This is a genomic window from Vibrio sp. 10N.222.52.B7 (assembly GCF_041474275.1).
GTDB lineage: Bacteria > Pseudomonadota > Gammaproteobacteria > Enterobacterales > Vibrionaceae > Vibrio > Vibrio crassostreae_C.
Genome location: NZ_JBFRTU010000068.1, coordinates 130,470 through 145,027 on the forward strand (window position 1 = coordinate 130,470; position 14,558 = coordinate 145,027).

The 14,558-nt window shown below is 41.0% G+C and carries 7 protein-coding genes; 3 read left to right on the forward strand and 4 right to left on the reverse strand.

The annotated features are described in order from the left end of the window. Positions 1-275: 275 nt before the first annotated feature. Both AB4512_RS16820 and AB4512_RS16825 read left to right on the forward strand, forming a co-directional pair. Positions 276-7,826, forward strand: a complete 7,551-nt coding sequence (locus AB4512_RS16820) for a sacsin N-terminal ATP-binding-like domain-containing protein (RefSeq protein WP_017104387.1) — start codon at positions 276-278, stop codon at positions 7,824-7,826. Continuing rightward, entirely contained in the window at positions 7,819-10,494 is a 2,676-nt protein-coding gene (locus AB4512_RS16825) for a DEAD/DEAH box helicase (protein ID WP_017104386.1), read from the forward strand. The genes AB4512_RS16820 and AB4512_RS16825 overlap by 8 nt, the downstream gene beginning before the upstream one ends. Positions 10,495-11,265: 771 nt before the next feature. Here AB4512_RS16825 and AB4512_RS16830 read toward each other — a convergent pair. The 3 genes from AB4512_RS16830 to AB4512_RS16840 are packed head-to-tail and all read right to left on the reverse strand — an operon-like array spanning position 11,266 to position 13,015. Beyond that, positions 11,266-11,574 carry a hypothetical protein gene (locus AB4512_RS16830; RefSeq protein WP_102321029.1) on the reverse strand — a complete coding sequence of 103 codons (309 nt, stop codon included), beginning with the start codon at positions 11,572-11,574 and terminating at the stop codon, positions 11,266-11,268. Then, entirely contained in the window at positions 11,575-12,786 is a 1,212-nt protein-coding gene (locus AB4512_RS16835) for an Arm DNA-binding domain-containing protein (protein ID WP_372056573.1), read from the reverse strand. It lies immediately after the preceding gene. Beyond that, positions 12,779-13,015, reverse strand: a complete 237-nt coding sequence (locus tag AB4512_RS16840) for a hypothetical protein (RefSeq protein ID WP_102321027.1) — start codon at positions 13,013-13,015, stop codon at positions 12,779-12,781. The genes AB4512_RS16835 and AB4512_RS16840 overlap by 8 nt, the downstream gene beginning before the upstream one ends. A 60-nt stretch (positions 13,016-13,075) precedes the next feature. Here AB4512_RS16840 and AB4512_RS16845 point away from each other — a divergent pair, with 60 nt between their 5' ends. Beyond that, positions 13,076-13,306 carry a helix-turn-helix transcriptional regulator gene (locus AB4512_RS16845; protein ID WP_102393890.1) on the forward strand — a complete coding sequence of 77 codons (231 nt, stop codon included), beginning with the start codon at positions 13,076-13,078 and terminating at the stop codon, positions 13,304-13,306. A gap of 201 nt (positions 13,307-13,507) precedes the next feature. On the opposite strand, the gene AB4512_RS16850 is transcribed toward AB4512_RS16845, so the two are convergent. Further along, positions 13,508-14,362: a WYL domain-containing protein gene (locus tag AB4512_RS16850; protein WP_102321025.1), complete on the reverse strand. Its 855-nt coding sequence runs from the start codon at positions 14,360-14,362 to the stop codon at positions 13,508-13,510. Between the last annotated feature and the right edge of the window lie 196 nt (positions 14,363-14,558).

The window sequence follows — 14,558 nt, forward strand, 5'->3', positions numbered from 1 at the left end:
TAGGTAGCCACTATTCATTGTTACCTACTCCAATCGATTCCGATACGTGCTTTCAAACAAGGTCTTGTAAGGCCTATCGTATTATTATCAAAAGCATCGCACCTAGTTTGGAATATTGGATATTCCAGCCTGACTTTGGTGGTTGCGATAGAATCACTATCTAATTGTAATGTGACGTAAATGATAAGTTAGGAAGCCATCCAAAGGTTACCCTAGCTTGTTCTCTTTGGCTTTTCTCTGTTCTTTCTAATTATACAAATAGGCGAGTTCTAACTATGGCAGGTGCTTCAATAGATGCGATTGGTGTGATCAACCAAATCAAAGATAATTTGACCGATCGCTATGATAATGGTTTTCCAGTGCTTAAGGAGATCATTCAAAATGCCGATGATGCTGGTGCAAATACCTTAACAATAGGTTGGAGCCAAGGTTTTAAAGACGCCGATAATGAACTGCTTAATGCTCCAGCGATTTTCTTTGTCAATGATGCGCCTCTAGAAGAGGAGCATCGCGATGCGATCTTGTCTATTGCACAAAGCTCAAAAGCCGCTTCAAAAACATCTGTTGGCAAGTTTGGGTTAGGTATGAAAAGCTTGTTTCACTTAGGTGAAGCTTTCTTCTTTATGTCGGAACAGTGGCTACAACAAACTTGGGCTGCTGATGTGTTTAATCCCTGGGATAAGTATCGCCCTAAATGGAACGAATTCGATCGTTCAGATAAGTTACGTATCGAAAAGCAATTAGCACCTTTGCTTGGCGAGAAAGACAAACCATGGTTTATCGTGTGGGTTCCACTGAGAACTCAAGCCCTTGTTGATGCCAAAAACAACAATATGATTATCAACAATATCAGTGATGGCCATTCCTTACCTGATTTCTTCTCTGAACAACATCTAGCTGAAAAAACATCTGAAATTTTGCCTCAACTCAAACATCTCAACGACATCGTTTTTTATAAGGAAACGTTACGTGGTGAGTTTGAAACTATTACGCACATTACTTTGGAGCCAGAGTCGAGTCGAAGCGCTTTTAATGGGGAAGAGATACTTTCTAACGGAAGTATTAATGCGATGTTCAGCGGCCAAATACGTGCCCAAGTACAAGATAATAGCCATGTTTTAGAGTATGCGGGATGTGAGCAGATCATCGCTGATTCACGATTGAAAACACTGAAAACGGCAGAAATGGGCTGGCCTAAAAGCTACCAGTTTGATAAGCACGCACAAGAGCCTGTAGAGGCACTGGATAAGGCTGAGCAGCATGCAGCGGTTACCTTTTCGCGTTATAAAACCACTGGGCAAGCGTATTTACGAGCCAACTGGGCTGTTTTTCTACCTCTTGCAACTACTGATGAATTAGTCTCGGTTCCCATTGATGGTGACTATGATTATAACCTTTACCTCCATGGTTATTTCTTTGTCGATGCTGGTCGAAAAGGCTTACACGGACATGAACAATTAGGTCAATCGGTTAAGCTTGACGAAGTCAAAAACGACGAGAAGCGTCTAAGAGAGGTATGGAATGTAATTTTGGCCAGTGAAGGGACGTTTAATCTGGTCTTAAGTGCATTAGATGCATTTTGTCGTCAATTTAATCTTTCTCATAAAACTACTTCAACTCTAACTGAAGCACTGCATCAGCTATTTGTAACGAAAAATACTTACAAGCGTGAAGTCGTAAAACCAAATAACTGGTTACTTGATGTCGATGAAGCTCAAACGTCATGGAAGTTACTTGATTCACTAGCGCATTGTATACCAATACCTAAACCTCAAAATAATGATCAATCACGTATTTGGTCTACGTTGCCAATATTAAGACAACTTTTGAAAAGTAAAACCTTATATCAGAAGTGTGGGTATGAATTTTTGACCACACGAAATACCGATACAAACTGGACGCCTACACTTGTGGCAGAAGTGTTAGGTGAAGATATAAATCATGTGTTTGAAAAGTCCATTTATATTGAGTATTTAAGTCAGTTTGTTGATTTAGTGAGCAGAGAGATTACTGAGGTTGAACTCAATACCTTGTTGTTACCTTTATTCAAAAAAACCTTAGCTGAGCAACCTTTAGTAGAGCTTTCGACTAATAAAGGACTGGTGGCTGTTTTGCTTACACACCTTAGTAAAGATCAATCAGTGGCTATCCCGATTGATAAAGATGATCAAGATATTTGGGATGTGCTCTCGGGACTAAAGACAGACAAATTATTGGTTCCGAGATTTATTGCCACAGATAGTGATGGTGAATATGCAGTTCTGGCACAGGATGAGCTGTTATCTCTGCTCGCTTGTATAGACACCTATATCAATCAGCACCAGTCTAACTTTAGCCAACAACAGTCCTCAGCTTGCGATAGGATAATCGACTTTGTTATTTCTAATGCTGACTCTAATATTGAGATCAAGATTTCGACGTTTTTTCAGCTATGTAGACACCTGAAACTGTTCAAAGTCGATGCCATTGGCTCGATTCAAAAAACCAAATATCGCTCTTTGAATGAATTATTGGACTTGAAAAGCAAGCGACAGCTATTTGTTAAAAGGGGCGAGCGAGCATTTGGGATGGGGTTCGCTAAAGAGTTGGCGTCAGCAGCGCCTGATATCGAGCTGTGTTTCTTGAATCAAAAGCTGGTAAGTATGTTAGAAGAGTTCAAAGAAATTGGTGGCTGCACAGAATCCAATTGTTTATCTCTGCTTGCTACGTATCCAGCCCTCGGTTCCAAGTCAGGTCGTTTGACATTGCTCAAAGAGTTGTCTGATGAGTTTAAATCGCTGGATGAAAAGCGAGGTTTGCGGTATCTGATTCACGGCAATAAAGAGGATGACCTCAAATATCCTCTTTGGAAAAGAAACAAAACCACAAAAGCCGTGTGGATGAAAGTATGGAAGATGTGTCAAACAGGCGAGCTCCCTGGTTGGTGTCAATTGGACCCAGAATTTGAACAGGTATTGAGAGGTCCGCATGAAGAGTTTATCGGTATTAAGGAACAGTCTTACCAAGGCATTATTGATGTCTATCGGTTAGCGTTACCTATGTGTGACTTTTCAGCGTTTGATGACTGGGAATTAAAAACACTCCTGTCTGATATAGGGGCTGAAGAGCAAAAGGATTTATGGCGTTCAATGCCGATACACCTCACTAATACCGGGGAGCATGTAACGATAACTACTGATTGTTTGATGGAAGGGAGCTCGGACGTACCGTCTGAATTAAATGTCACTATCATTCAGCGCTCTGAACTAAGTGAAGTTGCAGCATGTCAGAAAAAGTGGGTAAACAATGGCCAACCTATTGAACTAATTGATATTGCATTGATGCAAGAACAGCCAGCAAACTTCGCCTCATTCATTCTTGAACAGCTGTGCATTATTCGAGATGAGAAAACGGACGTTTCCGATGAACTTCACGGAAAAATTGAGGAAACACCGTGGTTAACACTAGAGGAACCAAATCATTGTGTTGCACCTAATCAAATATTGAAGTTTGGACTGAGTGAGCTACCTGCTTCAACAAAATTATGCAGTGCTTCAGACAGCATGATTTATCATATTTCACAATTGTCTAATGGACTTGTTCAAGACAGTCAGACTAAAAGCGAATTGGAACGCTGGATTATAAATAACAAGGCTGCAGTTGGTACACGATTGGTCTCTGAGGCTGCGAAAAAACAAAACTACGCTTTGGGCAAGTTGGAAACCGTGACAGAAACGGTTGTTGTACAAGCGTGCTGTATTCCATATTTGTCGGAAAATCTTGTCGGTTGGCTGCTTCTTTCCGAGCTGTTTGAGTCCAACTATCTTGTACCTTCAGAAAATAAACAACAAATGCTATGCAATGAAGTCGATGCTAGTATTTTGTTTACTTCGCTAGAAAAAATTGCTGACCGTGGTCAGGATGATTTCGCAGCTGAATTAAGAACACAACTGCTTGGTGCACTGTGTAAAGCGCAAGCCGGTGTCGAGTTATTGCCTCAAGTACGCTTTCGAAATCAACTTGGATTATATGTTAACGGGTCAAACTTAGTGTCTGACGTCCCTCAAGTGGCACCAAAGTTTCTTATCGATCCCGTTGAATATAAAGTCGTTGAACCCTATTGCAGTAAGTCATTTGAGCAGAGCTCTTCGAATCAGGCCACAAACATTGTTGAAGATGGTAGCAATGCAGAAATACTGAGAAGTTATTTTGAGGATTGGGAAAGGCGTGTACCAATGGACGCTATTGCCACTTTTATGACGCTGTTTACCAAGCAAGAAAGTGTTGAAAGTTTGGCAAAGGGTTATCTAGTGAATAGCAACTTTGAAGCGATTCGTAAAATATATCAGAACAAGTGGGACCCGATTAGCCGAGGGAGAGGGCCGTATTCTGGTCAGCCCTTTAATACCTTATACAAAAGTATCGACTTTGAATTGTCGATATGTGCTGAAAACGCGACATTTATGAATTCCATTTTTGGTCATCGAGTTGAGGTTGAGCTGATAGGAACACCAAACTCGCTGCTTATACACCAAAAATCTAACGCCAAGCTCAAACGGGTTGAGCTTAGAAAGGTGGATACAAACAACATTGATAAGGAGCGTTTGATTCGTCTGTTGGCGAAAGGCGTGGAAGATCTATTCCAAGAAGTATTTGGCGCTGTCTTGCGTTTTGAAAATGATTTTCTCAAGAGTTTTGGGCACTCAGAACAAACGGATATTCAAGTGACCCGTCAAATTATACTCAATAATTTGGTGCCTTTGTTGGAACGTTTACAGGTAAGAGAGGAAGGGCTGTCGGACTTGCAACTTGAGTACAACAGGGAAACTCGAGTGCTTGCGTTAGCGGACCAATCGGTGAAGCAAGATCGGACTAAACTTTCAGTAGTTCTGGCTAAAATACAAAAGGTGATGGAAGATAATGCCAAAGTTCAAACTCTAGTGCTTAATTCGGTACGTAAAGAGATTAGCAAGCATTTTCAGTACTCTCCAAATAGTGTTCCTTTTGAGCTGTTACAAAATGCTGATGACGCATTGAGTGAACTTTCAGATATGACCAAAGGTAAAGCTGAGATTGTTCCGAGATTTGACGTTAACCTCGAAAATGGCAATGAATTAAATTTCTGTCATTGGGGGAGAGAAGTTAACTACTGTTCGAGTAACTATTCAGCTGGAAAAAATAGGTTTGAACGCGATTTAGAGAAAATGGTGAGCCTGAATGTTTCTGACAAAGCCGAAGGTAAAACAGGTAAATTTGGATTAGGCTTTAAGAGTGCACTATTGCTTTCAGACACACCACGTATTGTGAGTGGTGATATTTGTGCCGAAATTCAAGCAGGGGTTCTACCCAAAATACCAGAAAAAGCACTAATGGCATCGTTGACAGAAGCCACAGAAAGGTACGCGTTCAATAATCAAATTCCAACTCTGATTCAACTACCAAATTGTAAAGTACCAACAGAACAATTAGCGTCGATTCTAAGGCGCTTTGAGAGTAGCGCGGGCCTTTTAACAGTGTTCTCTCGCCATGTTCGCCAAATTAATATTAACGGTAAGCGTTTCGAATGGATGGGTGCAGCCGTTAACAATCTGCAGGGGGTAGCAATTGGTGACGTCAAACTGCCAACAAATAAGGCCACTCAAGGCGAAGTAAACCTTCGAAGCAGTAAGGTACTTTCGGTGACGACTGCTTCTGGCCAGTTTATATTTGCGTTAGATAAAAGTGGCTTGGTTTCTTTGGAGGACCGAAAGAAGCTAAGTAGCTTCTGGGTACTCAACCCTATTGATGAAGAACTCAAACTAGGCTTTTGTATTAATGCTCAATTTTCGGTAGACATAGGTCGGTCTCAGTTAGCGGTTGATAATGATGACAACATTGCGTTGGCTAAGCTGCTAGGGCAGGAGCTTACTGTGGCCTTAGAGGAAATGTATCAGAGATCATGCCAGTATTGGGATGAGTTTGCAGAGGAACTGGGACTAGGTGAAAAAGCAACATTTACTGGTTTCTGGCGAACGGTTTGGAATGTAATTACGACACAATGGCCCAATCAACTAGGTGATCATAGTTCGAAAGCTGAATTGATAAAGAGTATGTTCACTTGCTCGAATGGCCTTATTGATTTCTATAAACGTCATCCAGCACTTCCGACGAAACTTGCTGGTGAAGAAAGTAAACTAATCGATCTGAAAAGTGTTGAAATTGGAGCAGGACGTTTGCTCAGTGCTGTATATTCTTCTCTATCTGGGCATGAGCGACTATCTAGGTTATCTGAACAAAATCGAATCGTTTCTAATGAAGTTTTTGATGTGCTTGAGCGAATAGGATTTTCACCACTTAGTGGTAACCTAAAAAAACTGGAATTAATTGAACTCATTAAAGACGATCTTCCGAATTATGAAGTTCCACCTACAAAAGCGTCTTATTACGGTCGCTTGTTCGACGGTAACTTTGAAGAGCGAATCTCAAAGTCTAATGCCACCATATCAGAGACACGAGAATTAAAAGAGCATTTCTCGCAAATGCGTTTTTTGAACAACAATAAGATTGGCGTTTATGTTCCATCTAACAAGTTGCTATTTAAGGGAGTAAACGAATACAGCTTATTGAATCGTTTTGCACCAACCACTTCGATTCTCAGCGAGGAATACGACAGTGATGGTGAAAAACTTGCTAATTTAGCTCGCTCTGAATCCGAGTTCGAACCTTATTCTTGGGCACATCAGATAGAAAGTGACGATAAAGGCAAGGGTGGAAAGCAAGACGGTTTGTGTTCTTACATAGTTGATGGAACCCACACTGCGACCCTGCTCAGCAAGCTAAAACAATCTCGACCTCATTTCCTCAAAGAGGGTATATTTGACCCTAAGGTTCTTGATAAATGGCAATGGGATATTGATAAGCAGTCTCGCTTTATTCGCCTTTGGATCGACTCTGAAGCTGATAAGGCGCAACACGTCAGAAATGCCCAGAAAGAGTTTGTTCCTAATGTTGATGATAGTAGCACTATCCTAGAGAACATCGTGGAGTGGTGGAACGAAACAAAGGATTACCACTTAGTTGAACACGATAAATTGCTGTATGCCCAATCTATGCCATGGGAATTAATGGCAGAAGATTTTGCTTTAGAGCAGATAGAAACACGAAAAGGTTGGTTAAAGTTGTTCTACCTAGGCTGTTGCCAAACCTTGGCTTATTCTAATGACGCAGCGAATAGAAATGTCATTGAATGGTTTGAAAATCATGGGTGGTGGGACAAGTTAGCTCAACCTGGTGGGCCAAAGCCGGACTATTGGAACCAATTGATGGAAGAGTACCTGAAAACAGCAAAGGTTAATGAGCGCTATAGAGTATGGGTACAGATTCTACCTTTGTATCGTTTTGCTACAAAGCTAACAGACTATGTTAACTTGTTTAGGAATGCATCGTTCATAAATAACCTCAATGACCTATTGCAGCCCAATAGTTCAAGCCTACTATCCGGCTCGGGTATTGATGTCGCTGAACTCAAAGGAACGTTAGGAATTGGAATCAATTTTATTCTACGAGAACTCACAAGGCACTATGTTATCGAACAGGAATTTAGCTCTTCGACTCATAAATATGCATTTGTTTTACCTCTGAGGCTTAGAACCTTGTTAAACAAAATCGGAGCTGGTTTAAATACAGAAGCTAATCCGACTAATTCAGAGCAGCTCTATAGTTTTTTCTTAGAAACGCTTGTTGAAGATGATAGCCACTTTGGACTGAGTTTTGATATCCCTTTTAGAGTACTTTTGAATGATAGAAAGGCGTTTAAGCGCTGCTTTGATTTTGAGCCATTAGATTTAGGTGAGGCTGAACATGGATAACGTAGCACGCGTCAATCATCCGAAATTTGGATTAGGGAAGATTGAATTTGCCAAACAAGAAACATCACTGGTCAGATTTGAACACGGTTTTGAGGAGTGTTTAAACAGTGACCTTGAGCCTGTTGCTGATCTCAAATCAGATATTCAGTCTGGGAATGCCGTGAAAGCTACGGATCTGGCTTTAAAGTCTTTAGCGAGCTCACTCAAGAGTATCAATGAAAGTTGGAGTGTTTTCTCGAAGTCGAATATCAATTTGTTACCTCATCAGCTATGGGTTTGTCATCGTGTACTCAGGCAGTGGCCAACCAATCAGTTAATCGCAGATGATGTAGGGTTGGGGAAAACGGTTGAAGCGGGGTTGATTCTTTGGCCTTTGATTGAAAGAAAAAAAATCAAGCGTTTACTCATATTGACCCCTGCGCCTTTAGTTGAGCAATGGCAACTGCGGATGCTTGAGATGTTTGATATTAGGTTAAGCATGTATGCACCGGAAAATGACACTGATCGAGTGGATTATTGGGGTGCAAATAATATGGTTGTGGCATCTCTACCCACGTTAAGAAATGACAAAAATGGTCGGCAAGAGCGCATGCTCAATGCCGAGCCTTGGGACATGCTTATTGTAGATGAAGCACATCATCTGAACTCTACAGAGGATAAAGGCGGAACTCAGGGATTTAGGTTGATCCAGAGCCTTGTTGATAACGGTAAGTTTGAGTCTAAGTTATTTTTCACTGCAACGCCTCATAGAGGGAAAGAGTATGGCTTTTTCTCGCTGCTTCAATTGTTAAGACCAGATATTATCAACGCTAGGAAAATGTCTGAACATGAAATGCGTCCATTTGTGAAAGATGTCTTAATCCGAAACAACAAACAGTCGGTGACGGATATGAATGGCGAGCGACTTTTCAAGCCATTAACGGTTTCCTCACGAACTTATGCGTACAGTGAACAAGAGCAGAACTTCTACGATCTACTCACGAAGTTCATCGTTTCTGGTCAGGCATATGCCTCCTCATTGAGTTCTCGAGATCAGCGAGCGGTAAAATTAGTACTAACAGCGATGCAAAAGCTGGCTTCAAGCTCTGTTGCTGCTATCGAGCGAGCATTAAAAGGTAGGATTGAGAAACAAAAACAAGGTCAGAAGCGACTTGAAGATATCGAACAGTTACAAAGTGAGTTAACTGAACAGTTAGAAGTGGATGATTTGGGAGCTGCAAACCCTAGTTTTGCTGAAGAGCTGGCTCTTTTAGAAATTGAATTTATCGAAACCTCGACTCGTGTTCAGTTAATGACTGATGAACTTCCACGTATTAAGGAGCTGCTGCAAGCCTGTCAGGATGTTGAATTTGAAACTCGAATTACGACTATTTTAGATATTCTGGAGACAGAGTTTAAAGATAGAACCGTTGTGTTCTTTACTGAGTACAAAGCAACACAGTCTCTATTGATGGGGGCGTTAAACAAAAAATATGGGGACGGTTGTGTAACTTTCATCAACGGCGAAAACAAGTTGTATAACGTGGCTACTCAACAAGGAGAGAGTGCCGATTACAATACAGACCGTTATACAGCCGCAAAAATGTTCAATGAAGGCAAAGTGCGTTTTATTATCTCTACTGAGGCTGGTGGGGAGGGGATTGATCTTCAAAAGAACAGCTACTCCATGATCCATGTAGATTTACCCTGGAACCCTATGAGGCTTCATCAGCGTGTAGGACGTCTCAACCGTTACGGGCAACAAATGCCAGTGGAAGTCATTACGTTACGGAATCCAGATACAGTAGAATCCCGCATTTGGGATTTACTAAATTCAAAGATTGACCTGATAATGCGCTCAGTTGTTGGTGCAATGGATGAACCAGAAAATCTTATGGAGCTTATCCTGGGTATGGCTGATAGTTCCCTCTTTAATGAGCTATTTGCAGAAGCTGTTATACGGGATAATCCAGACTCATTGGCTTCTTGGTTTGACCATAAAACTAAAACGTTTGGTGGAGAATCTATTGTACAGAAGGTGCAGGATTTAACAGGACGAGCCGAACGGTTTGATTATCAGGACTTAGAGGATGTTCCTCGTTTGGATCTTGCTGACATGAAGCCATTTTTTACCCAAATGTTGGCTATGAATCAGAGACGCTACAAGTTTGACGAGCTAGGTGGGATGTCATTTATTACTCCCGTTAGTTGGTTAGGTGAGTTCCGAACCAAGCGATCTTACGACCAGATCTACTTTGACCGTAAAGCTAAGCAAATAGATAGCCAAGCAGATATTATGGGGTTCGGCCATCCGATGTTGTCTAAGGCAATTGCTCAAGGTGAACAAATTTCGGGAAGCTTTACTTACGTTGAAAACCTAGCGAATGATTTGATTATATTCAAGGTTCAGGACCAAATCACAGGTACAGATGCGTCGGTGAAAAGCAGCATAGTTGGAATTACAGTTGATGCGGAGATGCATTGCTATATTTTGAAAGATGAAGAGCTAATTCATTTGTTAAACGATATTGTGAAAAGTAGCGCTTTAGAAGGTGTGGGGAAAGAGCATAGTGAAATGCTATCTACTCTTGAAGTTGCAAAAGGTTTCTTGTCTGAGCATGTATCTCGCCTAGGGTTACCGTATAAATTGCCTGCTTTAGAGCCTTTGACTGCCTTTTATAAAGCTTAAAAGTTAAAGATATACCTTAATCTATAACTCAAATTGTACTTACTAAGAGCTGGGAGCGTAGTATTTTATTGCTCTAGACTAGGTGGCATGAGGTAGTTTTTAGGTCAGTTTTTTCCAAAGTAACACCAGAAGTAACATCTTAAAACTCTATTTTTATATTATTTAATTTAATCAATTGGATAAGTTGGATAGTAGAGTCCAGTAGCGGGCACCAAATTCGTTCTTTCTGAACAAGCAAAAAGCCCACCTAGCGTGGGCTTTTTTGTGTCTGCGTTTCTGGAAAGTACCTTAAATAGCATCATTCTTGTCTGCCTCCCCGTTGAATAATTATTGGATGGGCTAAGTGACTCATATCTCTCAAACTCGATTTGTGACCGCGTGGTGACCATGCTGTGACAACCTTCTAAGCATCTACAGTTGGGAGTAACAGAACATTTAAGAAATAGTCATCAGCACATTTTTAAAAAGAATGCTCTCGTTAATCTGAGTCTGGTGCGGTTTGAAGGGTCCAGCACTACGGTTAATGCAAAACTACTATAGAACTTAGGCTCAAGTTATCAACGTTAACTTTGTGCGGCCAGTGAAGTGGGTGTGCAACAAATAATAGTGTTCTTGTTAACGGGTGATGGCTGATGAGTTATTTCAAGGTGAACTAGGCGCCAGTTGTAGGTGAGGGTAGATTCAAGCAGAGTATGGAAATGTTCAAAAATGGGAAATAGAAAAGAGCCAAATAAACATGGGTTCATTTGGCTCTTTTTTGAGTAGCTCTCATTAATGCAATTGCTTCAAAGAAAAACTGATCCGTGATTGCATTGCAATCAACAGCCAACTGGCATCTCGATTATTTGGCTTGTCTTTACATAGATGTAGTGCTTTTAGTACACCGCGCGTGACTGAATCAATAAAGACATGTTCATGATGGAATTTATCTGGCCACAGTTCAGTACGTTGCTTGATAAGTTCGTAAATTTCATCGTATAGCCAATCAATATCTTGATGAGAGATTTTCTGAAAACGCTGAGCCTGAAGAATGTCACAGCACAAACTGGTGCAGTGAATAGCTAGAGGTGAATAAGCCATTTACTTCCCTCCATTTAAATTAGCATCTAATAACTTTTCAAAAGCACTGCCGTCTTGCCTGGTTAGGTTTGGTATATATCGGCTGTAAACTGTGAACAGCATCTTTGTAGTGGTATGGCCCATTTGGCGAGCTATCCACTCAGGTGCTTCTCCGGCTGCTAACCATAATGTTGCAGCCGTATGTCGAGTCTCATAAGGGCGGCGATATTCCATTCCCAAGTTTTTAAGTGTCGGCTTCCAGATTCGGTCTCTGACGTTACCTTTATCTAAAGGGTTTCCAGCTGCATTGCAGAACACATACTCCTTAGTACCAGTCACTTTGTATTGGGATTTTATAGCTTTAAGTACAACAGATGACATTTGAATGTCTCTTGTTGAACCCACCGTTTTCGTTGTGTCTGAACGGCCGTGTACAAACGTTTCTCGAACTGAAATTAAACCACGCTCAAAATCTACGTACTTCCATTTCAGACCATCGATCTCTGAGGTGCGCATTCCGGTGAAGAAACGAACGGTGAAGTAATCTTTAAAATCGGAACGTACCGATGATAAAAACAAGTTCACTTCGTTAAAATCAAACGGGTTTACATTAGTGCGTTCAACACGTAGTGGTTTGATGTTTTCAAACGTCGAACGAAAATCATAGCGATCTCCGGCTTCGCTCAAAATCATGCGCAGTGGTGTCATGACATGATTAATGAACTCGGCAGATAATTTTTTGCCGTTGTTACGCGGTTTCACTAAAGAAGCACGGTACTTTAAGATGTCAGGTCGAGAGATCTTCGCGACGTCTAAATGCCCGAAGTGAGGTACAAGGTACGACCATAAGTAGATCTTCATACTGTCCTTATAGCTCTCTTTCCAACGCACTTCGTTTTCGTCGTACCACTCCTGTGCGAAGCTTTCGAACAAGACAGTTTCAATTCCTTGTAGCCCTTGTACTGCCGTTTTGTAATTACCAAGTAATTCCTGTTTGCGTTTTTGAGCTTGGATGTCTTGTTTCAAAAATGTTTGAGCTTTCTTAGACTCAGGGAAGTACTCACTATATACAAAACAACTCAGGCGAATGTCCGCTTCAATTTGATTTAGCAGTTTCTGTAGCTTGCGTTGGTTTACTTGAGTTGCAGGCAGTGCAGTTTGCTCACGGCAACGCATACCTTCATATCGGAAGTCGAGATAGAGCTTACCGCTACGTGAATTGATACTACCCATGACACACCCTCCCGCCAGCCATTGGAATATACTGAAGGTTACGTGATGCAGATTGGTATAATTCTGCCTCTACCTCTTCCCAAATGTAGAGAATTTTTCTACCATTGAATGGTCGAATGTAGTGTTTACCTTCGATGAAAATTGAATCTCGCAGAGTCGAATTGATATAGTTGGCGCTAAATTTGATACGACCTGCAAGCTCTTTTGCTGTAAGTAATAATTGGTCCATTTGACCTCCATTGTTTGTGTTTTATCAAGACACATTATTATATCTTTTAGGAATTGATGTGTGATTAGATATAACTTAAAGGAACTTATAGATAAAAAATCAGCGGAAGAGGGACGGAAGATCTCTGGAGCTCAAATTGCTGCCGAAATAGGTATTCAGCGTTCGGCCATGGCGAAAATGATCCGAGATGAAGGGTACACTACAACCACAAAAACTCTTGATGCCTTGTGTCAGTACTTTGATTGTGATGTGTCAGAGGTTATTTGGTATCAGAAAAGGAATATTAGCTAAAAACTTATCGAGTGAAATGTAGGGTGTTTTTAGTCGTCACTTTACAATAGGTGTAGGCTGCTGTTTTAAAGCATTCAGCAAGGAGCGTTTATTCATGGATCTTTACACCATAAATACAGTCAGCCCTAGTTTCGAGTAGACAGATAATGTTCCATCTAGAACATCACCAATCTTATCGGGTTGTCTCGAACGAACCTTGATTTATCTAGGTAGACTTTCGTCAAAGTGAGCAGTCAATTGATAGGCTTCTGGTTGTTCTTTTAGCAGCTTTTGGTCTTGTATGACGCCCATACGTCGCAAGTAATAACTGACTAAAGCTCCACGAGTTACTATTTCCATCTTCTTGTTTTTCATAGCGTAGTCGTCAGCAACAACAACTTGTTGTTGCTCAGACAAGTAAGGGTTAGGTGTAATCATTAACTTAACTTGATGGTTCCAGTTGTCATCATGTTCTCGCATTTTTGGTGACTTATCCATTAAGTCAGGTTCGTTCCTAAAGCGACTTAACACGAAATCTCGAAATTCATTTTTCTCTTCACAATATGCTCTTACATGCCACCTGATCCCATCATAGACTAAGCTGTGAGGCGCAATAATTCGACCTCGAACCTCAGGTGTAGAGAGCGATACATAGTCAATATCGACGCGAAGGTTAGCCCTTGCTGCCGCAATTAATCCTCGAACAATGCTTGGTGATATAGCCCTTTCAGGAACGTTCAATACGGTCGATTGAGCTTCCCCCCAATTAAAGAACTCGAAGGTCTCTTCTTGGTTATATTGCTGATGAAGCATAAGTAGATACTCATGAGCAGTGCCTTGAGTAAATAAAGGCTTAAAGTTGTCTGCTGGCCTATAGCCTTTAATTGTTCTATCCAGTATCAATTGACCTTGGTCAGTTAAGCTAATGTACTTGTTGATATCCCTAGAAGCTTGTTGTCTCCCTATGTGAAAAGCATCACATAGGTGATTTGTCGTCAATCGACCCTCCCAAAGAGCAATGATCTCAATTAGTCGAAATCGTACTTGTTGGTCCCATTTGATATCTGCTTGACTCATGTTCGTGCTCATAAATGTTACATGTTGATGTATACAGTATATACATGTAGTGAAAAAGTACATATATTTATTGTGGATATTGGCAAGGGCAGGAAAAGTCAGGAATCTTTACTGTGAGAGAGTCGATGGTATTGAAAGCTGTAACCTGATTTAGTGGCCACAAATTCAAACTGGTTGATTTTCAGTCAAGAAAAAC